The 23,724-nt window shown below is 59.9% G+C and carries 19 protein-coding genes and 1 pseudogene; 14 read left to right on the top strand and 6 right to left on the bottom strand.

Features of this window, described 5'->3' with window-relative positions; genetic code table 11:
• Position 1: 1 nt before the first annotated feature.
• Positions 2-2,965, top strand: a complete 2,964-nt coding sequence (locus tag V6582_RS27255) for a Tn3 family transposase (RefSeq protein WP_156634919.1) — start codon at positions 2-4, stop codon at positions 2,963-2,965.
• A gap of 132 nt (positions 2,966-3,097) precedes the next feature.
• Here the strand turns inward: V6582_RS27255 and V6582_RS27250 are convergent, their stop codons facing one another.
• Together V6582_RS27250 and V6582_RS27245 are read right to left on the bottom strand one after the other, a co-directional pair.
• Positions 3,098-3,976, bottom strand: coding sequence for a TniB family NTP-binding protein (locus tag V6582_RS27250; protein ID WP_156543679.1), 879 nt, complete (start codon positions 3,974-3,976; stop codon positions 3,098-3,100).
• Positions 3,973-5,571, bottom strand: a complete 1,599-nt coding sequence (locus V6582_RS27245) for a Mu transposase C-terminal domain-containing protein (protein WP_156543680.1) — start codon at positions 5,569-5,571, stop codon at positions 3,973-3,975. Before V6582_RS27245 ends, V6582_RS27250 begins: the two co-directional genes overlap by 4 nt.
• Positions 5,572-6,098: 527 nt before the next feature.
• Between V6582_RS27245 and V6582_RS27240 the strand changes: the two genes are divergently transcribed.
• A complete protein-coding gene (locus V6582_RS27240) occupies positions 6,099-7,040 on the top strand; it encodes a recombinase family protein (protein WP_070149673.1) in 942 nt (313 codons plus the stop codon).
• Between the two features lie 8 nt (positions 7,041-7,048).
• On the opposite strand, the gene repC is transcribed toward V6582_RS27240, so the two are convergent.
• The 3 genes from repC to repA form a co-directional block, all read right to left on the bottom strand.
• Positions 7,049-8,368 (bottom strand): plasmid replication protein RepC, encoded by a 1,320-nt coding sequence (gene repC / locus V6582_RS27235; RefSeq protein WP_156634825.1) that lies wholly within the window; start codon positions 8,366-8,368, stop codon positions 7,049-7,051.
• A gap of 214 nt (positions 8,369-8,582) precedes the next feature.
• Positions 8,583-9,593, bottom strand: coding sequence for a plasmid partitioning protein RepB (gene repB, locus V6582_RS27230; RefSeq protein WP_070149675.1), 1,011 nt, complete (start codon positions 9,591-9,593; stop codon positions 8,583-8,585).
• 229 nt (positions 9,594-9,822) lie between these two features.
• Positions 9,823-11,040, bottom strand: a complete 1,218-nt coding sequence (repA, locus tag V6582_RS27225; RefSeq protein ID WP_070149690.1) for a plasmid partitioning protein RepA — start codon at positions 11,038-11,040, stop codon at positions 9,823-9,825.
• Positions 11,041-11,403: 363 nt separating this feature from the next.
• On the opposite strand from repA, the gene V6582_RS27220 reads away from it, so the two are divergent.
• From V6582_RS27220 to trbI, 12 genes and pseudogenes are all read left to right on the top strand, one after another.
• On the top strand, positions 11,404-12,039 hold the full coding sequence (locus V6582_RS27220) for an acyl-homoserine-lactone synthase (RefSeq protein ID WP_070149676.1): 636 nt from the start codon (positions 11,404-11,406) through the stop codon (positions 12,037-12,039).
• Positions 12,036-13,007, top strand: a complete 972-nt coding sequence (gene trbB, locus V6582_RS27215; RefSeq protein ID WP_070149677.1) for a P-type conjugative transfer ATPase TrbB — start codon at positions 12,036-12,038, stop codon at positions 13,005-13,007. The genes V6582_RS27220 and trbB overlap by 4 nt, the downstream gene beginning before the upstream one ends.
• Positions 12,997-13,401 carry a conjugal transfer pilin TrbC gene (gene trbC / locus V6582_RS27210; protein ID WP_070149678.1) on the top strand — a complete coding sequence of 135 codons (405 nt, stop codon included), beginning with the start codon at positions 12,997-12,999 and terminating at the stop codon, positions 13,399-13,401. The genes trbB and trbC overlap by 11 nt, the downstream gene beginning before the upstream one ends.
• Positions 13,394-13,693, top strand: a complete 300-nt coding sequence (locus V6582_RS27205; protein ID WP_070149679.1) for a conjugal transfer protein TrbD — start codon at positions 13,394-13,396, stop codon at positions 13,691-13,693. The genes trbC and V6582_RS27205 overlap by 8 nt, the downstream gene beginning before the upstream one ends.
• Positions 13,694-13,703: 10 nt before the next feature.
• Positions 13,704-16,171, top strand: a pseudogene (locus V6582_RS27200) (conjugal transfer protein TrbE).
• A 16-nt stretch (positions 16,172-16,187) separates the two neighbouring features.
• Positions 16,188-16,952, top strand: a complete 765-nt coding sequence (gene trbJ / locus V6582_RS27195; RefSeq protein WP_233741847.1) for a P-type conjugative transfer protein TrbJ — start codon at positions 16,188-16,190, stop codon at positions 16,950-16,952.
• Positions 16,949-17,167, top strand: coding sequence for an entry exclusion protein TrbK (gene trbK / locus V6582_RS27190; RefSeq protein ID WP_070149682.1), 219 nt, complete (start codon positions 16,949-16,951; stop codon positions 17,165-17,167). Before trbJ ends, trbK begins: the two co-directional genes overlap by 4 nt.
• Positions 17,161-18,354, top strand: coding sequence for a P-type conjugative transfer protein TrbL (gene trbL / locus V6582_RS27185; protein ID WP_156634826.1), 1,194 nt, complete (start codon positions 17,161-17,163; stop codon positions 18,352-18,354). The genes trbK and trbL overlap by 7 nt, the downstream gene beginning before the upstream one ends.
• 14 nt (positions 18,355-18,368) lie before the next feature.
• The gene (locus V6582_RS27180) at positions 18,369-19,031 is read left to right on the top strand and encodes a conjugal transfer protein TrbF (RefSeq protein WP_070149684.1); all 663 of its coding nucleotides are present in this window, start codon (positions 18,369-18,371) and stop codon (positions 19,029-19,031) included.
• A gap of 17 nt (positions 19,032-19,048) precedes the next feature.
• Positions 19,049-19,903, top strand: coding sequence for a P-type conjugative transfer protein TrbG (gene trbG, locus V6582_RS27175; RefSeq protein ID WP_070149691.1), 855 nt, complete (start codon positions 19,049-19,051; stop codon positions 19,901-19,903).
• Positions 19,903-20,379, top strand: coding sequence for a conjugal transfer protein TrbH (trbH, locus tag V6582_RS27170; protein WP_070149685.1), 477 nt, complete (start codon positions 19,903-19,905; stop codon positions 20,377-20,379). Before trbG ends, trbH begins: the two co-directional genes overlap by 1 nt.
• A 12-nt stretch (positions 20,380-20,391) precedes the next feature.
• Positions 20,392-21,699, top strand: coding sequence for an IncP-type conjugal transfer protein TrbI (gene trbI / locus V6582_RS27165; RefSeq protein WP_070149686.1), 1,308 nt, complete (start codon positions 20,392-20,394; stop codon positions 21,697-21,699).
• Between the two features lie 125 nt (positions 21,700-21,824).
• Here the strand turns inward: trbI and V6582_RS27160 are convergent, their stop codons facing one another.
• Positions 21,825-23,684, bottom strand: a complete 1,860-nt coding sequence (locus V6582_RS27160; RefSeq protein WP_070149687.1) for a LysR family transcriptional regulator — start codon at positions 23,682-23,684, stop codon at positions 21,825-21,827.
• Positions 23,685-23,724 lie beyond the last annotated feature (40 nt).

Raw genomic sequence — 23,724 nt, 5'->3', positions numbered from 1 at the left:
GATGCGCAAACATGAACTTCTGACCGAGCATGAACGGCGACAGCTCTTATCCATTCCTGAAAACCGAGACGGCCTGGCTCGCCTCTACACCTTTGAGCCAGATGATCTCGACCTGATCCGGTATCGGCGCGAGGATCACAATAAGCTTGGCTTCGCCTTACAGCTTTGTACCCTTCGTCATCCAGGTGTGCCTTTGGCTCGAATCCTTGGCACGATCCCGGCTTCAATGGTTTCCTTCGTGGCAGAGCAGATCGACGTTCGACCTGACGATCTAGCCAGCTATGGCCTTCTTCGAAGCCAGACGATGACGGACCATGCGCGTGAAATAGCGCAGATGATGGGCATGCGGGCGGCCGAACGCGGTGATATCCCTACGATGATCGAAGCGGGAGCGGTCGCCGCGACGGCGACAGATAAGGGAATGCCGATCGCGATTCACATTGTCACGACATTGCGGCAGGCGGGCATCGTGCTTCCCACCATTTCGACAATCGAGAGAGCAGGAATTGCCGGAAGGGCGCGAGCTCGTAAACATGCCAGCCAGGAGCTTATCAGGGGCTTAAGTTCCCATCAGCTCGGCATGCTCGATAGCCTCGTTCAGATTGGTTCGAAGACTGGCCTGTCGTCTCTGGCGTGGCTGAAGGCCATGCCCGTTGCTGCGAAGGCCGACAACGTTCGCGATATTCTGGAACGTTTGTCCTTTGTCCGGGCGATCGGCATTCCGGCAGCCAACAGTATGGCCCTGCATCCCGACCGGTATCGCCAATTTGTCCGTGAAGGGCGTATGTCGCCGTCCTATATGATCGAGCGCTACACCCTTTCACGACGACGAGCGACATTGGTAGCATTCCTGATCGACGCCGAAGAGCGCTTGACAGATGCCGCAATCGATATGGCGGACAAGCTGATCGGTTCTATGTTCACCCGCGCCAAGAACGCCAAGGCCCGAAGATACGAGGCGACAGCCAAGGATGTGTCGCGATTGATGCGCCTGTTTCGAGGCACAATTGACGCGTTGGCGGATGCCATCGAGACTGACAGCGATCCGATCGACACCATCAATGCATCGGTCGGCTGGGCAAACCTGTTGCGAGCGCGCCAAGAGGTGGCAGAAATAGCGGACACTGCGGATCAGGATCCGCTGATTGTTGCCGCTAACCGATACGCGACATTGCGAAAATTTGCGCCGGCCCTGATCGAGGCGCTTGAGTTCAAGGCCGGAAGAGGCAGCGCGCGGACCGTTTCCGCTGTCAGGGTGCTTAGAGAGGCTCATCGAACGGGAAAACGCGAATTACCTGCCGACGCGCCTATGCCGTTCAAAAAGGATTGGCAGAAGATCGTGGTCGGCGCGGACGGCAAGATCAATCGTAAGCTCTACGAGGTCGCGACACTCGCGCATCTGCGCAATAAGCTGCGGTCGGGCGACGTCTGGGTAGAGCGCTCATCGTCATATCGCCGCTTCGACAGCTATCTCCTGCCTCCGCAAATGGCGGCGCCAGTCGTCAAAGATTTAGGGCTGCCCGCATCTGCTGACGATTGGCTGGAGCAGCGGGGCCGGGAACTGGACTGGCGGCTGAAGCGGTTCTCAAAACGTCTCCAGAAAAATCAGGTTGAAGGCGTCAACTTCGATGGAAGCCGCCTGAGCATCACTCCTTTGAAATCAGTGGTGCCCGCGAGTGCGGAAACTCTGGTCAGCCAAATCGAAGGTATGATGCCGCGCATACGGATCACCGAGTTGCTGCACGAGGTCGCCGGTCAGACCGGCTTCCTTGGAGCGTTTACGAACCTGAGGACGGGACAGACATGCCCGAACGACAGTGCAATGCTGGCCGCAATCCTCGCCGATGCCACCAATCTCGGCCTCTCCCGCATGGCCCGCGCCAGCGAAGGCATCACCCGAGATCAGTTGATATGGACCAAGGACGCCTACATTCGGGACGATACTTATACCGCCGCCTTATCAACGATCATCGATGCGCACCACCAGCTGCCGATCGCGTCGGTCTGGGGCGATGGCACGACTTCAAGCTCAGACGGTCAATTCTTCCGGGGTGGAAAGCGTGCAAAAACCGGCGGTGATGTGAATGCCCGATACGGCGTCGATCCGGGGTTCGGCTTTTATACCCATGTATCGGATCAGCATGGCCCTTACCACGTGAAGGTCATCTCGGCCGCTACGCATGAAGCGCCCTATGTCCTCGACGGTTTGCTGCATCATGGCACGAGTCTCAATATCTCGGAGCACTACACCGACACTGGCGGAGCCACCGATCACGTCTTCGCTCTCTGCACTGCTCTGGGCTTCCGGTTTTGCCCGCGGCTGCGCGATTTCCCGGATCGACGTCTCATTCCGATCGAGCCGACCGGCAGCTATCCGCACCTAGCGCCCCTTCTCGGAAAGAGGGTCCGCGCGGACATCATCCGAGAGCATTGGGATGATGTCCTGCGGCTCGTTGCCTCTCTGAAATCGGGTCACGTCGCACCTTCGGCCATGCTGCGAAAACTTGCTGCGTACGAGCGTCAGAACCAACTCGATGTCGCCCTTCAGGAAATCGGCAAGGTCGAGCGAACCCTGTTCATGCTGGATTGGCTGGAGAATCCGGCACTGCGCCAGCGTTGCCAGGCTGGCCTGAATAAAAGTGAGCAGCGTCATGTCCTTACGCAGGCTATCTGCACGTTCAGGCAGGGCCGTATCATCGATCGCAGCCATGAGGCCCAACAGTACCGCGCGTCCGGCCTTAACCTCGTCATCGCCGCGATCGTGTACTGGAATTCGACCTATATGGCCGACGCCCTTGCGCATATACGTTCGACCGGTAAGATCGTGGATGACGCGATGATGGCACATACCTCACCCGTCGGATGGGAGCATATCGCATTCTCCGGCGACTTCCTCTGGGAGCAGGCCGCCAAAAGCAGGTCCCGGAAAACACTTGTCATCTCTGACGGAGCGCGGGCAGCCTGAGTGTTCTGTCCCTGTTCACGCCAACCGTTGTTCAGCGGGAAACCAACGCGATGCCCTCCAGGAGCTCAACCGCTCCTCCGGCAAGGGCGGTGGTACGATCGGAAGCGGCGTTCTCCCCTCCTCTCTCATGGCTCAGGCCGTAACGAAGGGCGGCGGCACGGCGACGCGGTGATCGAGGATCGCGGCTGGCGTAATCCGCTCGGTTCCGGTGTGGACGGCCTGCACGGCAAGGTCAATCACCATTCGGAATATCGATGCCGTGACGCCGCTATTGACCTCGACCAGGCGTTTGAGCGCGCTGTCCGTAAGCTCGGACGGCAAGCGCAGTGGCAACGACCGCAGAAGGCCTCCTACCAATCCATGAAAGTCGGCGTCGTGCCGCCAAGGTGGCAGGCCATAAGGCTCGAAGCGGCTGTTGAGATGGGCGTCTCCCCGGATCGCATCCCGTGCTTCGTGAGAGCCGAGGCAGATGAGCGGAATGCGCAACTCGTTGCCGAGGAAGCGCAACAGATTAAGCATCCGGCGCTGCTCGCGATAGGTACCGGCAATCAGGTTCTGGACCTCGTCGATGACCAGCATGCAGGGCGCGGTTTCCTGCAGCAGTCGGAGCGCTTGCGTTTCCAGCTGTCCGATCGTGGCTCGTGTCGGCGGCGGGGCGCCGATCACCGAAAGCAGGCGATGATAGAAGCGGCCCTCGTCCGGCGAGGCGACCATCTGCACGGCAATGATGGGCCGATGGTGGATGCCACTACTTTCATCGAAGCTCGGAGGATGCGCGCGGACGAACTTCTCAATGATCATTGTCTTGCCCATGCCAGACGCCCCGAAGATCAGCAGGTTCGGCATGCGGGCACGCTTGGGAAACAAAAGAAGTTCCTCAAGTTTGTCGAGCGCCTGTCGGGCACGCGGATAATCGATCCACCGGTCTACCCTCATATGCTCGATGCGCTCTCGATCCGGCATGCTGGCATGGGCCTGTACAGCGGGATCAAGGTGCGAACAGGCCGTCATTCCCACACCTCCACCGGAAAATGCGGTAAGGCAATCACCGGTTCGTCCATTGGCACGCTTGGCGAGATTGCGGGCCTTTCCTGCAGATGAGCACGCCGCGCACGCCATCTGCGTGTTTGGGTGGTTTCCCGGCTCGCCTGATCGACAAGTGCACGTTGCGCAGCGATAGTCTGGAAAATCGTCTCTTCATCGATCTCGTGGCGGCCGCGGGCTCGCTGCACGCGGATCGCCGCCTTCTGCTCCCACAGCGTGATGGCGGGGCGTCCAGGACTACGCGTTGGCACCATCAGATAGTTGTCGCCCAGCTTGACGAAGACCCGATGGAGATCCCGCGGGTCATATTTGACCAGAACCTTGTCCTCGCACCGGCCGATCCAAGGTGCAAAGCCGTCAGACCAGTAGCAGATGTTGTTGAAGTGGATACCGGTTCGCCGCAGCACACGTGCTTCGAACGGCAGGAAGTCGATCAGGAAAGCAAGCGGGTCAAGGACTTGCCGCCGAGGATAGTCGGATATGGCTTCATTCCAGGCCGCGACTGGCGGTCGGCCAATGCCGCGATGCAGGTCGGAATGGTAGGCGATGATCTCCAACGCCAGCCAGGCCTCAAGCTCCCGCATTGTCATCACCGCCCGCGCCTCGGGATCGTAATCGCCCCGCTCAAGCACATTGGAGAAATGCGTGCCGGGAAGCAGATGTACCGCGCCCATCATCGTGCCGATCAGGCGTTCGATATGTCCGCCAAACCGGGGCGTTCCTGGCGGTCGGTAGGAGACGATGATGTTATGGTCGTCGCAGCCCCGCTTGAACGCGCGCGCATGGAATTCGGCGCCGTTGTCGACATGAATGCATTCTGGCAAGCCGCTTGTGGGCCACTCCAGGGCTATCCCGCGATCCTCCAGCCACCGGGCCTTATCGATGATCGCGTGCGTCAGGCAAAGTGCCACAGATGTCACCGACGGCGCCTCTAAGGAAAGATAGAACCCCAGCACCATTCGCGTGCAAACATCGATGGCAATGCTCAGTATTGGCCGGCCAATCGGCTGCCGTTCAATTGGATCGACTACCGTTACGTCGACCTTCGTGTGATCGATCTGGACCACCTGCAACGGACGCTGAGCTGAAAACTCGCCGGGTAACGCCAGAAACTTCGCATCAGCCCGCGCTTTCCCCTCGCGGCGGCGCGTCATGGCCTCCACATCCAGGGTCGCAAGATAGCCCTTCAGGCGTCTGATCGACGGTGGCGGCAACTGCTCTGCGCGACAGTCGGCAACGATGTGCTTTCGTAGCCGAGTTAACGTCGGCCGTTCCGGCATGGCATAGAACGTCGTAATGTTGCGATCGACGATTGTCTTCAGCGCGGGATCAAAGGCGTCGATGCCCCCGCGTCGCCCCGACTTCCGGTGAATGAGCGCCGCGACACGCTCCTCAGCCCTGAACCGCTTCAGCCAGCGGAACAGGGTCGCACGGCTGACTGCAAGCTCCACCATCGCATCGGCGACGTCCCCGGCCGTGGGACGCTGCGGTAGACGCCGCAGAACGTCCGCATGCCGAAGCACTTTTTGCCATTCGACTTCGTTGAGCTGATCACGTCGCATAGCCTTCACGCGCCTGGCATATCGAGGTAATCTCACCATATCTGAATCGCGTGACAGTTCAGTCTCAACGAAACCGAAACGGTCTCACGAAATCTGAATCGGCTAATCCTTTGGAACCAAATGAACTCCAGTCTCGCGAAAAACGGTCAACTGACAGGATGACCGTAAACGCCTGGTTTTCCGGCCTTCTAGGATGATTTCGGCGAGGATCGGTGGAACATGGACTGTTATAATGGCCGCTCACGGCCACCCTCCCCTCCCGGTCGAACGCAGATTTCTCTGTAATCATTATCTCAGGCGACAGCCTCTTATCCCTCCCTTCCTCCAAACTCCTTAGTTTCAGGCATTTCCGCCACAGATGACCGCCAGGGCGCGTTTCACGCTGGTTACGGCCGGATGCCCGTTCGAGGCCGTGTTTCGAGTCTGGTGGGGCTGCATTTACCCTATAAAACGCGCTTGCAACTGGTCGTTTATCCTTATCCTCTACGTTTGGAAACGCGCTCTTCAACACTCCTCAGGCACTACAAATGGCTGCAAACACCAAGAACAGGGCTTCCCGTCGACCACAGGGCCGGCTGATCGGCTATGCACTCGTCTCTACGGACGAGCAGGCGACGGAAGCCCAGGAAATCGACTTGCGATCGGCGGGGTGCGATATGATCGTCCAAGAACACGGATCCGGGGCCTCGCGTGCCCGCCCTGCTCTCTCCAAACTGCTTCGGGAGATTAGCGCTGGCGACACGCTTGTTGTTGTACGGCTTGATCGGCTGGCGCGCTCGGTCAGTCATCTGCTCGAGGTGATCGAGGATCTGACGGCGAAGGGCGCTCATTTCCGGTCGCTGCGCGATCCCATCGACACGTCGACGCCGCAGGGAATGTTTTCCCTTCAGGTTCTCGGCGCCGTGGCGCAGCTCGAACGCGCGCTCATTTCCGAACGAACGAAGGCGGGTATCCGGGCAGCCAAGTCCAAGGGAAAGCTTTCCGGCAACCCCGGCATCCGGGAAAAACGCCCCGAGGTGTTGGCCAGGATGACCGCGGCCCAGAAAGCGGCATATGGCGATCGCATCCAGGCCTCGGCGAACCAATGGCTTCCGACCGTTCGGCGCATGCGGCCGGATCACACATGGGACGACATCGCACGAGTGCTCAAGCAGCGCGGCCTCGAATGGACGCCAGAACGTCTTCGCCGAGCTGTGAAGTGGATGGTGTCTGAACGCATGGCGGATCCGGCGCTGCTGAAAAAATCTCTGCCCCGTCTTCCCGAAGACCGCCTGATGACGCTTGTGGCTGGCATTCATTCTTCGAACCCGGACCTCAAGCTTCGTGAGATCGCTGTCCAGCTTGAAAGATTGCACGAACGCACGCCGCGCGGTGGATCCAAATGGTCGCCCTCGTCCGTCAAGAACCTGATCGATCGCGCCCGACGTTCCGGGTTGATCACCGAGGTCGACATCGCGGCGGCTGAATAGCGAGGGGATCACCATGATCTCGGCTTTCGCAGGTTTTTCAGCAGCGATTCCGATACGTGGAGGCGGCTGTCATCCTCGACCTCCTGATCAGTTCGCGGCTTTCCAGCGCCGGCTGCATTCTTCTGCTCGTCCAGCTTCGCCCGGAGCAACGCCATGACCATCGGCCAGGTTGAAAACTTTCCGTCCTTGGCCCGATCGGTCAGGCTGCGCAGATAACCGCCTGCGTTGTTGATCTGACCGGCCCGCTGATAGATCGATGCGAGCGTGATCGCCGCGTGTTGCTCACCCATGGTTTCGCGGGCCTCCCGCCAGGCGCTCGGACTAATCCCCAGCATCGGCCGGGCAAGTTCAGCCGCCACCAGTAAGTCGCGCCAATGCCGGATTGTCCCTCCCTGGGCCAGTTCCTGCATTTCGGGGCAGGCATCCAGCACGATTCCCAAAGGCAACTCGCGTTTCGGCAAGCTCCGCACGTTGTCGGTTTCCGCAACGCTGCCGCCCGCGTCTACTTTTTTTCCAGAGCCGTATTCAGATTCAGATTTAGAGTTTGGTTTTGAATTCTGTTTGTGGCGACCGAAATGGGACTCATTGCCGTCCAGTTTCATTGCTTTTGCAAATGATTCCAATACGTCACGTATCTCGGTGCAGAGGTCCTGAAGTTCGTGACCAATACTCTCGACAAGCTGCCGGGGTGCAGAGCGCGGCAAGCGGCCGATGATCCCCTGATAGGTCTGTGTAACTCTTCCCCAGTCTCCGGGAACGCCTTCTTCGACGCCAGTCTCGATCATTTTGACGATGTCGCGGCGAAGTAGAGTCAGCCGTTCCTTGGAGACCCGGAAAGCCTTCTTTTCAGCTTGCACCGCCTGGGCCAAATCTCGGAACTCTTCGGCCCGCGCTACGATCGGCGACAGATCGAAGCCGTAGGCCTGCTCGATCTGCCCTCCCCTTCCCTTGCGGGCGAACCGCTTGCCGTTGGGACTGTCGCGGCGAATGATGAGCCCGCAATCAACCAGTACGGCAAGATGCCGGCGTAGTGTCGTGGCGGGCATGCCGTTGGCGCGAGCCATCAGCTGCTCGTTAGAAGGCCATACGACCAGTTCGGCGCCACCAGTCAAGGCGGTCTCCGGGTAAAACGTCAACAGCGCGTTCAGGATCGCGAGTGAGCGGTCCGTGGCTCCGATCAGTTCCCGGGATTCACGGATGTGCTGGAAGACCTGCCATTTGTTGGCGACAGCGTCTGATGCGACCGCTTTTGCGGCCATCTGGCTTGCAAGATGGCCGAGTGTCATCGGCCGCCGGCCAAAGGACGTCGTTGAGATATGCGTCTGCATTTCCTTTTACCTTTTGTTAGGCAATAGAAATCCGCCCGTCGAAATGACGCTTTCCCTTACGGGACCCTTGACTACGATTTCTGGAAATGCGATTCTCTTAGCTGCGAGACTACAGAGAAGGTCTTCCGGAACGCCGTTTCGGGGGCCTTTTTCTTTTGCGGTGAGAGCCAGTCCATCTCAATCGAGCGAAGCTTTGAATTGGATGAAACCCTGGCTAGTGGTCGCGCTTGCCTCCTCCGGTTGTTTCAATGAATTGGGCGTACAGACTATCCAACTGGTCAGCGACATATTCGCCAAAAGTTGGCACCAGTCTCTCGTCGAAAACCAGAGCCGTTCGTCCGGTTTCTTGTCGGATCGTCGCAGCCTTTTTCCCCTTTGGCGTGCTCCAGGCCCTTACCTTTTTTGGAGCCTTAGCGGGCGGCTTTGAAACGGCGTTGAAAATGAGGGCAAAGCGGGTATCGCTATCGGAGTGCTTGAACTGCTCTGACTCAAGCACCGCTTCGATTGCGTCCGTTGCTTTAGGCTTCCCAAGCCCCTCGGCAAGTGCGACCCAACGCGATCGACCCGCTTTCGATGCTGGACCGATTTGTGTGGCGAGGTTCAGCGGTATGCCCCTGGCTACCGTTATGTAGCGGCTGAGGTCGGCCTTGTCAGTGGAAAGCGCGGCAATGATAGTGGCCCGATCAAAACCCGCATCTTCGAGGCGCAGGGCGAAAAGAGCCTTCTCAATGAACGAGAGGTCAGCACGGTCAAGATTTTCGCGTCCCTGGGCCACGACCAGTTCACGGTCCGTGAGATTTCGGACAATTGCAGAAACCTCTCTGCGCAGATTTACTGCCGCGCGCAGTCGCCGCCTTCCATATACGATTTGATATCGACCGGCAGCCTCAGGATGCGGTCTGACAAGAATCGGCACCTGCTGCCCCTCCTGCGAAATGCTCGCCTCAAGCTGCTCGAATTTCGGATCCACGTCCGCGGGAAGCCGATCCGCGATCGGCGACCCGTCGATCATGGATGGATCCAGGGACACGACGGCTTCGCCCGCAGCCAGTTGATCCTGCAGCCGAGCTGCAGCTTTTGCTCCCTCGGCCATCTCTTGCAAAGACGAACCCATGGCCGAAATCGCTCCGGTACGGACACGAACGGCGGATTTGTCGACTGCTGTTCTATCGGTCGCAGGCTGCTTCTTGAGGAACAAAGTATCGATTGCGTCTTTGCGGCTCATGATATAGGCCTCTTGGGTTTGGCGTCGTGGCGTCGCATTTTTGATTGCAAATGCGCTTGGTTGGGAGCTCCCAACAAGAAAAGACAACTACACCCTGGCCAATTAGCGATGGGCGTGCGTCGTTGTTTCAAATTACCCCGGCTTCTCCAGTGCCCCATGTCCAGGGGGCGACTCAACACCTCTCGGTTGGGAGCTCCCAACAGATCTGTGAGGAACGCTAAGCCTTTCATTAGACCCGCCCCCACGCCATCTTGATCAAAGCCTCGATCTCCGAATTCACCGCATCTAAAGATTCCATCGCCCGGTCGTATGTCGACCGCGTAAGGTTCTCTCGCCCTATCTCATAGAGCGTCTGCTTGGTTAAACCGGCATCAGATACCGCTGCCGACTTGACCATGGGATTTGTAAGGACGTGATCCTCAAACATGTTGCGCAGCAGTGCCGTCACTTTCGTCTGCGGCGCGTCCTGGGGTTCATAGCGCGTCAAGAGATAGCGTATGAAATCGTACTGGAGATTGCCCCCCGCCTCTTTCACGACACCCAGAAGGTCGCGTGTCATGAGGAGAAACTGGCTCATGGAAGCGATATCCAGCATCTGAGGATGTACGGTGATTACCATTGATGTTGCAGCACACAACCCGCTGAGAGTCAGAAACCCAAGCTGAGGAGGGCAGTCGATGACCACGACATCGTAATCGTCGGCGACCTCATCAAAGGCTTGGGCCACGCGAGTGAAGAACAATCCGTCGCGCGTACCTTTGTCAGTCAATGCTTTCGGGGTGGTATGCTCGAACTCCATAAGCTCGAGATTTCCAGGAACAAGGTGAAGACCATCAAAATACGTCGGTCGGATCACATCTCGCAACGGACGACGTGTCTCGTCATACCGAATAGCCGCATAGAGCGTTTCGTTTGCACCGACATCAGTTTCTGGCAGAACGCCGAGGAGTGCTGAAAGACTAGCCTGCGGATCAAGATCCACTGCGAGAACCCTGTAACCTTGCAACGCCAGATACTGTGCAAGATGAGCGGACGTCGTCGTCTTCCCCGATCCACCTTTGAAGTTGGTTACGGCAATGACTTGCAAATGCTCAGAACCGCGACGATGAGGCACAAAATCAATGCTTTCACGTCCTCGAGTCGAGCCGGCAAGCATCTGCCGGATTTCGTTTATCTGACCGAGGGTGTAAAAGCGCCGTCCGTTGCTGGCGAGTTCAGGCTGCGGCCCTTCGCCAGCCAGTGTCATCTTTCGAAGAGTTGAGTCAGATATTTTCATCAAGCGTGCGGCTTCACCCGAGGTGAATTTGCGCAAGCTCTTGTGCGACGTCGGAGGAAACAAAGCCTCGCTCATCGCTTGAAGCTGAGAGCTGAGCTGCTCAGCATGCTCACCAATGGTAATATCTACCGACGGGCGATCATTTCGGGATATGGCAGCGGCTTTGCTCACGGTGTAATCTCTTGTCACGGTTAATTGGCGCGTATTGCCATTTATCCGTGACGATTACCTAACGCGGGTGAGGTTGCAAGACGTTTTTGGTTAATGAAAGGTTACGCCCGTTTCAATCGAAATCACACTAAATGCCGATTCTTCAAATGCTATCTGTGAGTTAGACCGATTCTCTTCTTCTGTGCGACGTGGCACCAAGTGCAGATTTGCACAACCTTGTTGGTGTCTGGCCGGCCTCACCCGCTCGCATTTCGCGCCTTGGAACGCCGACTCGGTAGAATCACCTGAGGTGCAAATCTGCACGTAGGCAAACGCGCCGTGAGATGATTTCTGTCCGCATGACCTGTTCATGCGGAGATCATGATGCGGATACTGACAGTCTCGCCGGACCAATACGAACGTAATCGAAGCTTCCTCAAACAAATGCACCGTCTTCGCGCGACGGTGTTCGGCGTCCGCCTGGAATGGGAGGTCTCCATAACAGCCGAGGAAGAGCGCGACCAGTACGATGGTTACAAGCCGACCTACCTTCTGGCGATTACCGATAGTGGACTTGTCGCAGGTTGCGCCCGTCTTCTTCCGGCTGCCGGCCCCACGATGCTGGAGCGGACTTTTCCCCAACTCCTCGAAACGGGCTCACTCGTCGCGCATTCCGGGATGGTGGAGAGCTCGCGTTTCTGTGTCGATACCGCGCTTGCCTCGCGGAGGGATGCAAGCCAACTGCATCTGGCCACGCTCACCCTGTTCGCCGGCATCATCGAATGGTCGATGGCGAGCGGCTACAGCGAGATCGTCACGGCAACCGATCTTCGTTTCGAGCGCATCCTGAAGCGCGCCGGATGGCCGATGCGACGGCTCGGCCAACCGGTCGCAATCGGCAACACCATCGCCATCGCGGGAAGCCTGCGGGCCGATCGTGCCAGCTTCGAGCATGTTTGCCCACCGGAATATCATTCGATCCCGAGGATCGATGCAGCCTCGATCAGGAGCGTCGCGTGACCCAGTTGCGCTCCCATTCGCGTCTCGTGCGCAAACTGCAGGACGCTCTCGGTGATCAGCTCTGTGTCGCGCTTGATGATGCGACAGTCGTCGAGATCATGCTCAACCCCGATGGCAAGCTCTTCATCGAGCGCCTGGGTCATGGGGTTGCCCCCGCAGGCCACCTCAGCCCCGCCGCAGCGGAAGTGATCATTGGCAGCGTCGCCCACGTACTGCAATCCGAGGCCGACGACCAGCAACCGATCATCTCCGGCGAATTGCCAATCGGCGGCCACCGCTTCGAGGGGCTGCTTCCACCGGTTGTTTCCGGACCGAGTTTCACGATCCGGCGTCGCGCGTCGCGCCTGATCCCGCTCGACGATTATGTGAAGCAAAAGATCATGACCGAGGCGCAGGCCTCGGTTCTGCGCAGCGCAATCGCGTCTCGCATGAACATCATGATTTCGGGAGGCACGGGCTCGGGCAAAACGACGCTCGCCAATGCAGTCATAGCCGAAATCGTCGGGAATGCGCCGGACGATCGGATTGTCATCCTGGAGGACACGGCCGAGATTCAGTGCGCGGCCGAGAACGCCGTGGCGCTCCATACAAGCGACACGATCGATATGGCCCGGCTTCTCAAGAGCACGATGCGCTTGCGGCCCGATCGCATCATCCTCGGAGAGGTCCGCGACGGGGCGGCGCTCACGCTGCTCAAGGCATGGAATACAGGGCATCCCGGCGGGGTCACCACCATTCATTCTAACACGGCGATGTCGGCTCTCCGCCGGCTCGAGCAACTGACCGCGGAAGTGAGCCAACAGCCGATGCAGGAAGTGATCGGCGAGGCAGTGGACCTGATCGTGTCGATAGAACGAACGGGGAAGGGGAGGCGGGTCCGCGAGGTCATCCATGTCGAGGGCTTCACCAACTCCCGCTACCGGACCGAACACTACGCCCAGATCGATGAGGATAGCCATGTCGCATAAGACCAGTATTACTATTGCACTTGCGGCATTCGCCGCCGTCTCCTGCATCGGTTTGGCAGATGCGGCATTCGCCTCTTCGGGCGGTAGTCTGCCGTGGGAATCTCCGCTGCAACAGATCCAGCAATCCATCACCGGGCCGGTTGCCGGCTTCATCGCGCTCGCGGCCGTCGCCATCGCCGGCGGCATGCTGATCTTCGGTGGCGAACTCAACGACTTCGCCAGGAGGCTTTGCTATGTCGCCCTTGTTGGCGGCGTGTTGCTCGGCGCGACCCAGATCGTTGCACTGTTTGGAGCGACCGGCGCTTCTATCGGAGAGATCGAGGCCCGGACCGGGTCTGGGATCGTCGAACTGTGGGCAACACTTCGACCGGAAGGGGAGGGGGCTCATGGCTGAGCCAGGCTCCAACCTTGCCCGTTCGCGGGTGCATCGGGCGCTATCACGCCCGAACCTGCTGATGGGCGCCGACCGCGAACTGGTGTTGCTCACAGGCCTTGCCGCCGCGATCCTGATCTTCGTGGTGCTGACCTGGTACGCCGCGCTGTTCGGTATGGCCCTCTGGCTGGCCGCGGTCGCCGCCCTCCGCATGATGGCGAAGGCCGATCCGCTGATGCGCCGCGTCTATCTGCGGCACGTGTCCTATCGATCCCTCTACCGGCCCACCTCGACGCCGTGGCGCAAGTTCTGAGGGGGTGAACATGGTCGCACTGAAGCCCTTCCGACATTCCGGCCCATCATTCGCCGATCTGGTTCCCTATGCAGGTCTCGTAGACAACGGCGTAATCCTGCTGAAGGACGGCTCGCTGATGGCCGGCTGGTATTTTGCCGGCCCGGACAGCGAAAGCTCGACAGACGTCGAGCGAAACGAGGTCAGCCGGCAGATCAATATGATCCTGTCGCGGCTGGGGTCCGGCTGGATGATACAGGTCGAGGCCCTGCGGGTTCCGACGATCGACTATCCGGAAGAGGACGCTTGCCATTTCCGTGACCCGGTCACGCGCGCGATCGATACCGAGCGCAGGTCTCATTTCGCGCGGGAGAGCGGGCATTTCGAGAGCCGGCACGCGCTAATCCTAACCTGGCGGGCGCCAGAGCCCCGGCGCTCCGGCATGGCGCGCTACGTCTATTCTGACACCGCCAGCCGTTCGGCTACCTATGCCGACACGGCGCTTGAGAGCTTCCGGACCTCGATCCGCGAGGTCGAACAGTACCTCGCCAATGTCGTCTCCATCCGCCGCATGACAACGCGGGAAACCGAAGAACGCGGGGGCTTCAGGGTCGCCCGCTATGACGAGTTGTTCCAGTTCATCCGCTTCTGCATTACCGGCGAGAACCACCCCGTCCGGCTCCCGGATATCCCGATGTACCTCGACTGGCTTGTCACGGCTGAACTTCAGCATGGCCTGACGCCGACGGTCGAGAACCGCTTTCTCGGTGTCGTCGCCATTGACGGCCTAGCCGCGGAGAGCTGGCCGGGGATCCTGAACAGTCTCGACCTGATGCCGCTCACCTATCGGTGGTCCTCGCGCTTCGTCTTTCTCGACGAGCAGGAGGCACGACAGAAACTCGAGCGCACCCGCAAGAAATGGCAGCAGAAGGTCAGGCCGTTTTTCGATCAGCTTTTCCAGACCCAGAGCCGCTCGGTCGACCAGGACGCGATGATGATGGTGGCCGAGACCGAGGACGCAATCGCTCAAGCCGCGTCGCAACTCGTCGCCTATGGCTATTACACGCCGGTTATCGTTCTGTTTGACGACCAGCAACCGCGCCTCCAGGAAAAGTGCGAGGCGATCCGTCGTCTCATCCAGGCAGAAGGGTTCGGCGCCCGGATCGAGACCCTGAACGCGACCGATGCGTATCTGGGCAGCCTGCCGGGCGTCTCCTACGCCAACATCCGCGAGCCGCTCGTCAACACCCGCAATCTCGCCGACCTCATTCCGCTGAACTCGGTCTGGTCCGGAAGCCCCGTCGCACCGTGCCCGTTCTATCCGCCGGGATCGCCGCCGCTCATGCAGGTCGCCAGCGGCTCGACGCCGTTCCGCCTGAACCTGCATGTCGATGATGTCGGGCATGTGCTGGTCTTCGGCCCGACCGGTTCGGGCAAATCAACGCTGCTGGCGCTGATTGCCGCGCAGTTTCGGCGCTATGCGGATGCGCAGATCTTTTCCTTCGACAAGGGGCGGTCGATGTTGCCGCTGACACTCGCCATCGGCGGCGATCACTACGAAATCGGCGGGGACGGAGCCGGAGAAGGGGACGGGGCCTCGCCCCGGCTGGCATTCTGCCCGCTCGCCGAACTCTCGACGGACAGGGATCGCGCCTGGGCTACCGAATGGATCGAGACGCTCGTCGCCCTGCAAGGCGTCACGGTTACACCCGACTATCGCAACGCCATCTCCAGGCAGTTGGCCCTGATGGCGGAATCGCGCGGCCGATCGCTCTCGGACTTCGTCTCGGGCGTGCAGATGCGCGAGATCAAGGATGCGCTGCACCACTACACCGTCGACGGCCCGATGGGTCAGCTGCTTGACGCCGAAGAGGACGGACTGGCGCTCGGCGCCTTCCAGTGCTTCGAGGTCGAGGAGCTGATGAACCTGGGCGAGCGAAATCTCGTGCCCGTCCTGCTCTATATGTTCCGGCGTGTCGAGAAGCGGCTGACGGGGCGCCGAGCCTCATCATTCTCGACGAGGCCTGGCTGATGCTCGGTCACCCGACCTTCCGCGACAAGATCAGGGAATGGCTGAAAGTGCTGCGCAAGGCCAACTGCGCCGTGGTGCTTGCGACCCAGTCGATCTCCGATGCTGAGCGCTCCGGCATCATCGACGTGCTCAAGGAAAGTTGCCCAACCAAGATATGCCTGCCCAACGGTGCGGCCCGCGAGCCGGGGACGCGCGAGTTCTACGAGCGCATCGGCTTCAACGAGCGGCAGATCGAGATCGTCGCGACGGCCTTGCCGAAGCGCGAATATTACGTTGCCTCGCCGGAAGGCCGCAGGCTCTTCGACATGTCGCTCGGTCCTGTGGCGCTCTCCTTCGTCGGCGCGTCCGGCAAGGAGGATCTGAAGCGCATCCGTGCCCTTCATTCCGAATACGGGGCAGATTGGCCCGAACACTGGCTCCAGCAAAGGGGGATCGCCCATGCCGAAACACTTTTCCCGGCCGCTTGAAACGGCGCGCGCCGCTATGATCACGGCCATCATGATCCCGTTCGCTCTTCCGCTTCCGGCATATGCGGGCGGTGTCACCGGGCAGGCCACAGAGTGGACGCAGCTCGCCAACAATGCGGAACTCATCAGTCTCGTCGGCAAGTCGGCCGAGCAGGTGAACAATCAGATCACCCAGATCAGCCAGCTTGCCGAGCAGATCCAGAACCAGATCAACATCTACAAAAACCTGCTGCAGAATACCGCCCAGCTTCCGGATCATATCTGGGGCCAGATCGAGAACGACCTCAACAAGCTCCAGAACATCGTCGCGCAAGGGCAGGGTGTCGCGTTTTCGATGGGCAACATCGACGACGTCCTGAAGCAGCGCTTCCGGAGTTTTGCCGACATGAAGAGCAACCTGCCGGACGGCGCGAGCTTTTCGTCGACCTATCAGAACTGGTCCGACACCAATCGCGACACGATCGCCGGCACACTGAAGGCGGCTAACCTCACGGCCGAGCAGTTTTCCAGCGAGGAATCCACCATGTCCTCGCTGCGCTCGATGTCGGAGAGCGCCGACGGCCAGATGAAGGCCCTGCAGGTGGGGCACCAGATCGCCACCCAGCAGGTGGCGCAGATGCAGAAGCTGCGTGGGTTGGTGTCGCAGCAGACCACGATGATGGGAACATGGTTTCAGTCGGAACAGGCGAGACAAGACCTCGCCCAGGCCCGACGCGAAAAATTCTTCAACGCGCCGACCAATGACATTCGCGGCGGCCAGGCGATGGAGCCGCGCTGGTGAGCCCGCGCATCCTCATCGTCCTCGCCGTCGCGGGTGTGGTCGCCTTTGGAGGCGGCGTGATTGTCTGGGTGGTGGTTCAACCGGATGCTGCGACTGAAACACCGGCCGGGACGTCCGGTTCTGGCGCAGCGCAACGCGAGCACCGGGAGCGCTTCTTCGGCGGCGACCCGGATCGCGACGTGCGTGGCGGGCAGGAAATGAAGCCGCGATGGTAGTCGTCTGCCCGTCCCGCAAGCTCGAAACCGCTCTCATCGTCATCGCGATCCTGACTCTTGCGACAGCGCCGGCGCTTGCCCAACAGGGTTCCGTCCTCACCACGCTGGAGAACCAGGTCGTCACCGCCGCCAAGGGATGGGAGACGACAATCATGAACGCGGCACGGTCCCTGTTCTGGATCCTCGCGGGGATCGAGATCGGTATTGCTGCCGTGTGGCTGGCTATCAATGCGGCAAGCCTCGACGCGTGGTTCGCCGAGCTCGTGCGTCGGATCATGTTCATCGGTCTCTTCGCCTTCATCCTTGATCGCGGCCCGGCGCTCGCGAAGGCGGTGGTGGACAGCCTGTTCCAGATCGGCGCCGGCGGGGGCTCCGCTTCGCCGGCCAACATTTTCGATGCCGGTATCCGCGTAGCCTCCAAAATGTCGGAACAGGCGAAGTTCGGGCTTTGGGAGGATAACGCACTGGCGATCGCCGCCGTCTTTGCAATGATCGTGGTCGTCGTCGCCTTTTCGCTCGTCGCAGCGATCTTCGTCGCCGTCATGGTCGAAATGTATGTAGGACTGCTGGCCGGCATGATCATGCTCGGTTTGGGTGGCAGCTCCTATACCAAGGATTTCGCGGTCCGTTACCTCGTCTACGCCTTCTCCGTCGGCATGAAGCTGATGGCACTGGTCATGATCGCCAAGATCGGTTCCGACATCCTGATCGGGCTGGCCGAAGCGCCGACGGCGACCTCCGACCAGTTCATCACCACAATCGGCATCGCCGGCTCCGTCGTCGTGTTCATCATCGCCATGTATGTCCCGCCGATCATCCAGGGCGTCGTCCAGGGAGCATCGGTCTCGGGCGGCATGGAGGCGATCCGGCATGGCGGGCAGGCGGCTTCGTTCGCGGCTGGCGCCGCCTTCCTCACGGCAGGCGCTGCCAGCAAAGGTTTTCAGGCGGCGAGCGCCGCAAGGGCAGGGGGAGCGTCACTTGGCTCTGCCGCCATGCGCGGCATGGAAGCTGGCATCGGCGGCGCGAGCAGCGCAGTCGGTTCGGCAGCAAGGGAAAAAGCAATCGGATCGCCCGGCGCCTATGCCGGCTCACTGCTCGGTCTTGCAAACGCCAAGCTCGACCAGACCCCGCAAACCGGCAGGCCTTCGACGCCTCCTCCGCCTCCACCCGTCAACGAAAACAAGTAAGAGGCTGACCGCACATGGCCGGACGCACCCCGCCCGACAATCCCTATATCGCTGCGAGAACGGAATGGAACGAGCGCTACGGCTCCTATGTCAAGGCGGCCGCGGCCTGGCGTCTGGTCGGCGTCACCGGGATGACCATGGCGGTGGTCGGCTTCAGCTACGCTCTTTACCAGAGCACGCAGGTCAAGCTGGTGCCCTATATCGTGGAGGTCGACAAGCTCGGCACGGCGTCAAGCGCCGGTTTCCCGCAGCAGATCGAATATGCCGATCCGCGCGTGGTGCGCGCCACGCTTGGCAGTTTCGTTTCGAACTTCCGGTCGGTGTCGCCGGATGCGGTCGTGCAGAAACAATATATCGACCGCACCTATGCACTGCTTCGGACCTCGGATCCTGCGACAGAAAAGGTCAACGCCTGGTTTCGCTCCTCCTCTCCATTCGAGAAAGCAAAGAACGCAACGGTTGCCGTCGAGGTCAACAACATCGTCGCGCTGTCGAACCAGAGCTACCAGATCGACTGGACCGAATCCGAGCGAGACCGCCGCGGCAAGGAGACAGCCACGCGCCGGTTCCGCGGGATTGCTACCGTCACACTGACGCCACCGCAGGACGAGGGCGTCATCCGGCTTAACCCAATCGGACTCTATCTCCGGGATCTCGACTGGACCGCGCAGCTTTGAAAGGCATGGCCCCGAACATGAACATTCGACTGAGACGTTTTTCGGCCAGGCTGACTGCCGCCGCGATCGTTGCGGCAATCGTGCCGTTTTCGGCTTCCGTTTCCTCCCGCGCGCTCGCAGCCGATGGCGTCACCGCCAATGAAGCGAAGGGGATGGGGATTTCCACCCAGTGGCGCGGATCACGCGGACTTGTCACGAAAGGACCGGACGGAAAGGTGATCTTTCTCTACGGCGAGGTGCAGCCCTCCGTGGTTTGCTCGCCCTTGCAGGTCTGCGATATCGAGCTCCAGGGCGGCGAGGTGGTTCGCGACGTGCTGGTCGGAGACACCGTGAGATGGAAAGTGGAGCCGGCGACGTCAGGTGCTGCGGGCGGGCAGGCGATCCACCTGATCGTCAAGCCATCGGAGTCGAACCTCGTCACCTCGATGGTCGTGACGACCTCGCGCCGCACCTATCATATCCAGCTCAAGTCGCATGCAAACCAATACATGGCCCGCGTCGGCTTCGAATATCCGGAAGACGTTTCCACCAAGCTCGCCGACATCAACGCGCGAATGGAGGCGAGCACCATTCCGGGCGCCGGCGTTCCGGCCGAGCAGTTGAATTTCTCCTATTCCGTCTCCGGCAATGCCGGCTGGCGACCGACGCGCGTCTATAGCGATGGGGAAAAGACTTACGTCCAGTTCCCGCGCTCGATCTCCGGCCGGGATGCGCCGGTGCTGTTTGTCGTCTCCGGTGGGCAGAACCGCATCGTCAACTACCGGATGAAGGGCGACATGATGGTGGTCGACTATCACGTCGATCGCGCGGTTCTTGTTTCCGGCGTCGGCTGGAAACAGGAAAAGGTGACGATCCGGCGGGGAGGGCGGTGATGCGAAGCTTGCCCTCCCGCCCACGCCCTTTGCGCCCCCTCCGCAGCCTAGCGGCAACCTGCGCCCTAGCCCTCCTCCTTTCCGGATGCCAGTCGCTCGGAACGGATGCATTGACCTCCAGCAACGCGCCGACTGAGATCTCCAACCCGGCCGCGAGCGCCATCGCCGGCGACATGGTGAGCAGGCTCGCCGAGCAGATCGGCCCCCGAACCGCGACTGTCTCGCTGAAGCAGGACAGCTCGCCCTTCGGGCAAGCACTGGAAGCGGCTCTGAGAGGTTGGGGTTATGCGGTAGTGACCGACCAGAAGACGGATGGTGCCGCGCGCACCGTGCCGCTTGCCTATGTCGTCATTCCCTTTGAGGGCCAGGTGCTCGCGCGGCTGTCGACCAATAGTGTCGAGCTCGGCCGCGCCTTTACCGTCACAACAACGGGGGCGCAGCCGGCGAGCGCGCTCTCGGTCATGAAGCGCGGTTAGGGGAGGGCGGTCATGGTTCAATCGCTCAAGCTCGGCGGCGCCAAGAACGAGGAGACGGGCTCCGGTATGCGCCGGATCAACCGTCTGCCGATCATCGTCGTGGTCGTGCTGGTCGTCGCCTTCCTCGCCGTCATCTTCTTCGGTCTGACGTCGCGCGGGCTTTATTTCCGCGACGCCGGACCGGACACAAGCTCCGGCAATCCGGCGTCAACCTTCGCCGATCAGATCAAGCGCGGCGTTTCGGACGGCATCATCGGCGAGCCGCAGCAGGTGACGACGCTGCAGCCGACGCCGGTCGAGACGCAGGAAGAGAAGCGCTCCGTCAATCCGTTCACCCCGCAGCACGGTCAAAGGGAAGAGGCACGGCCGGAACAGCAACTGGAATCTGAACAAGCCTGGCGCGCCCGTTTGCAGCGCGAGCAGGAAGAGCAATATCTTCGTGAGCGGCAGCGCCAGAGAATGGCCCGGCTGCAGGCCAATGATGCCGCCTATGACTCACCGATCGCTGTCGACCGCGGCAAGTTCGACAGGCAGGGAGCAAATACAAATGACACCGCCGCGACGACGAACGGGGTTTCCACGGCAACGACACCTGGCGCATCCGACCTCTACGCCGCAGCTCTTCGCGCGGGTCTCGGTGGACAGAACGGTGATCCGAACGGCCAGAAATCCAAGGAGGATTTCTTCAATGCAGACCTCAAGGAACTCGGCTACCTTCCCAACCGTGTTGTCCCCCAACAGTCGCTCTACGAACTCAAGCGTGGCTCTGTTATCCCCGCGACATTGATCACAGGGATCAATTCCGACCTTCCCGGCCGGATCACCGCCCAGGTCAGCCAGCACGTCTTTGACTCAGCAACAGGACATCGGCTTTTAATGCCGCAGGGGACGAAGCTGTTTGGCCGCTATGACAGCAAGGTCTCGTTCGGTCAAAGCCGTGTGCTCGTCGTCTGGACCGATATTATCTTTCCGAACGGCTCGACCCTCCAGATCGGTGGCATGGCTGGGACGGACGCTGAAGGTTATGGCGGCTTCAAGGACAAGGTGAACAACCACTACCTCAAGACCTTCGGTTCAGCCGCGCTGATAGCGTTGATCGGCACGGGGATCGATATGGCGGTGCCGCAGAGTTCGACGCTGGCGACCCAGGGCACCGCCTCGGATGCGGCGCGGCGCAACTTCGCAGAAACCTTCGGCCGCGTCGCAGATCGAACCATCCAGAGAAACATGGACGTGCAGCCGACACTCGAGATCCGGCCCGGCTACAAGTTCAACGTCCTGGTCGATCAGGACATTGTTTTCCCGGGGACGTATCGATGAGACACGCACTGTTCTCGAGAACTCTCCTGTGTCCGTGACTAAAGCTCGACGTGCCGGCCTGTCAGCATATTATGTTTCCGCGGCGGATGGATCTGCGCCAGTCTAGCCTTCTTGGCGCGCTGCATTCAGAGTGTACTGGCAAATGCATCTTTAATATGCGCAACCAGCCGACGTTCGGTTTCGCTGAGTGGATTGTCAGTGGAAAAAATCGCCCAAAGACGTCTTCTAGGGACGATATGATCGAGCGGAAAGGCTACAACCAAGTCTTCCTCGAGTTCCTTACGCACGACAGAGGCGGGTAATATAGTCCCAAATGGCGAGCGCCGTATGACCGAAACAATCAACGGGATCGAGCCAAGTCGCATAACCGGTTCGAGTTGCACCGTCGCCTTGGCAAGTGCCGTGATCAAAGTTTGATGCATCGTCACTTGTGCCGGCGCTAGGATGAGCGGAATTCCTCGCAGCTCGTCGGCAGACACGCGTTTGGCCTGGGGACAAAACCCCACTTTCTTGTTCACGATCAACGAAATGTCTTCGCTGGCACCGATGGGGAGACTCCCGACTTGAAGATCAACTCTCCCTACAACAGCTATATTGAGTTGCCCGTTTCGTACTCCTCCATGTAGAGCGTCACGCGGACCTTCAACGACTTCAATCCGGCAATCTGGAAACTCACGGTGAAACACGCTCAAAGCCTCGGCCATGCATTCAGACGTGCGCGAGTCGCTACTCCAGCTCGGTGGTAGGCCAATGCGGATAGACTGTCGGAACTCCGCGGCGACCTTGCTGCTCTTAGCTAGAGCGTCATTGAAGCTTTGCTCAATCCCAAGGCAGATAGGATGAAGCTTCAGGCCGGAACCCGTTGCGGCAGACCCCCCGCGACCTTTGACAATCAACGGAGTTTCCAGGGCCGTTTCAAGGAGCGCGATCTGCGTTGGGACCATCGGAGCTGTCAGGCCAACAGCGCGAGCAGCGGCAGCCATACTGCCAGTTTTCACGACGAGGTTGAACGTTGATATCTGTTTCAGTGTCGCCGCTGGACTGAAGGGTTGGGAGCCGCCGCTGGACAAATCGGCTGTTGAAAGAGCCCGCTGCAACTCTGCCAGGAATGTTTGCATAACGGGGTCCATTCCCGACTCTCGCGCATGGATGGCGCATGGTGGGCCATCAGGCACGGTGTACATTCGTGGTGCAATAGCTGCAACGCGAGCAGGTATAAGCGGACGCGGTAATAGAAGGTCGTGACTGGATAAGAGGAGCGCCATGCCGAAGTAGTCTTGAAGGCTAACAGCAGCTGTCGTCACTTTATGTGACAACCGGGGCCAATTAGGGTGTCGCGCAATGTCGTCGCTCAATGTTCCCGGAAGTTCGAGAACAATCATGTCTCTGAGCGCGTCCTTATCGATCTGCGGATCGACTGCCCCTTCGCCTACTGCCATCCATGTGTCCACAGACATTACGGAAGGTTCGTTTGAACCGTTGCTTCCTTTGGCACAGCGGACTGACAACTCCAGTATTGACGTGGAGTTCGAAATCATTGGCTGCTGATCGGCGTTTGATTCGAATGACGATTGACGCGATAGAATAAGATCCAAGAAGCAATCCTGCTGGATGGAATGCACGCGACGGATCGCGTCTTGGACCGCACGCGCCATATATGTTCCTGTGTATGCTTCGTCCAGACGGATGATAACGCTTCGAATAGTTTCTTCGGCGCCCGAGCGAACGCGCTGTCGCAGAAATTCCTCCGCCAGCAAAAGGCGAACACTACGATTATACAGCCAAACAGCTGAGGGTAGCGGCCACATGTTCCGACCGTGGCGAGCGAAGAGTTTCAACCCAAGCCGCGTTTCGAGCCCGTGCAGTCGCGCGCTGAAGGCAGAGGTTGTGAGTCCAATCGCATCTGCCGCTTGCGACATGCTGACACTATCGCAGGCGATGACAAAAGCTGCCAGATGTGAGAGGTCTATTTTTGGCGTGGTCATCCTGGCCTAGCTCCTCACGCTCTGGACGCATTGACTGTTA

It is taken from the genome of Agrobacterium vitis (assembly GCF_037039395.1).
GTDB classification, from domain to species: domain Bacteria; phylum Pseudomonadota; class Alphaproteobacteria; order Rhizobiales; family Rhizobiaceae; genus Allorhizobium; species Allorhizobium vitis_E.
The sequence above is the reverse complement of the archived record's forward strand: the minus strand, read 5'-3'. Positions and strand labels throughout refer to the sequence as shown.

Coding starts and splice junctions, on each gene's coding strand:
- trbL (WP_156634826.1), top strand. CDS start 17,161: ATGGTAGTCGTCTGCCCGTCCCGCAAGCTCGAAACCGCTCTCATCGTC.
- V6582_RS27180 (WP_070149684.1), top strand. CDS start 18,369: ATGGCCGGACGCACCCCGCCCGACAATCCCTATATCGCTGCGAGAACG.
- V6582_RS27205 (WP_070149679.1), top strand. CDS start 13,394: ATGGCTGAGCCAGGCTCCAACCTTGCCCGTTCGCGGGTGCATCGGGCG.
- V6582_RS27240 (WP_070149673.1), top strand. CDS start 6,099: ATGGCTGCAAACACCAAGAACAGGGCTTCCCGTCGACCACAGGGCCGG.
- trbI (WP_070149686.1), top strand. CDS start 20,392: ATGGTTCAATCGCTCAAGCTCGGCGGCGCCAAGAACGAGGAGACGGGC.
- V6582_RS27255 (WP_156634919.1), top strand. CDS start 2: ATGCGCAAACATGAACTTCTGACCGAGCATGAACGGCGACAGCTCTTA.
- V6582_RS27220 (WP_070149676.1), top strand. CDS start 11,404: ATGCGGATACTGACAGTCTCGCCGGACCAATACGAACGTAATCGAAGC.
- V6582_RS27245 (WP_156543680.1), bottom strand. CDS start 5,571: ATGCGACGTGATCAGCTCAACGAAGTCGAATGGCAAAAAGTGCTTCGG.
- trbG (WP_070149691.1), top strand. CDS start 19,049: ATGAACATTCGACTGAGACGTTTTTCGGCCAGGCTGACTGCCGCCGCG.
- repC (WP_156634825.1), bottom strand. CDS start 8,368: ATGCAGACGCATATCTCAACGACGTCCTTTGGCCGGCGGCCGATGACA.
- V6582_RS27160 (WP_070149687.1), bottom strand. CDS start 23,684: ATGACCACGCCAAAAATAGACCTCTCACATCTGGCAGCTTTTGTCATC.
- repB (WP_070149675.1), bottom strand. CDS start 9,593: ATGAGCCGCAAAGACGCAATCGATACTTTGTTCCTCAAGAAGCAGCCT.
- trbC (WP_070149678.1), top strand. CDS start 12,997: ATGTCGCATAAGACCAGTATTACTATTGCACTTGCGGCATTCGCCGCC.
- trbH (WP_070149685.1), top strand. CDS start 19,903: ATGCGAAGCTTGCCCTCCCGCCCACGCCCTTTGCGCCCCCTCCGCAGC.
- V6582_RS27250 (WP_156543679.1), bottom strand. CDS start 3,976: ATGACGGCCTGTTCGCACCTTGATCCCGCTGTACAGGCCCATGCCAGC.
- trbJ (WP_233741847.1), top strand. CDS start 16,188: ATGATCACGGCCATCATGATCCCGTTCGCTCTTCCGCTTCCGGCATAT.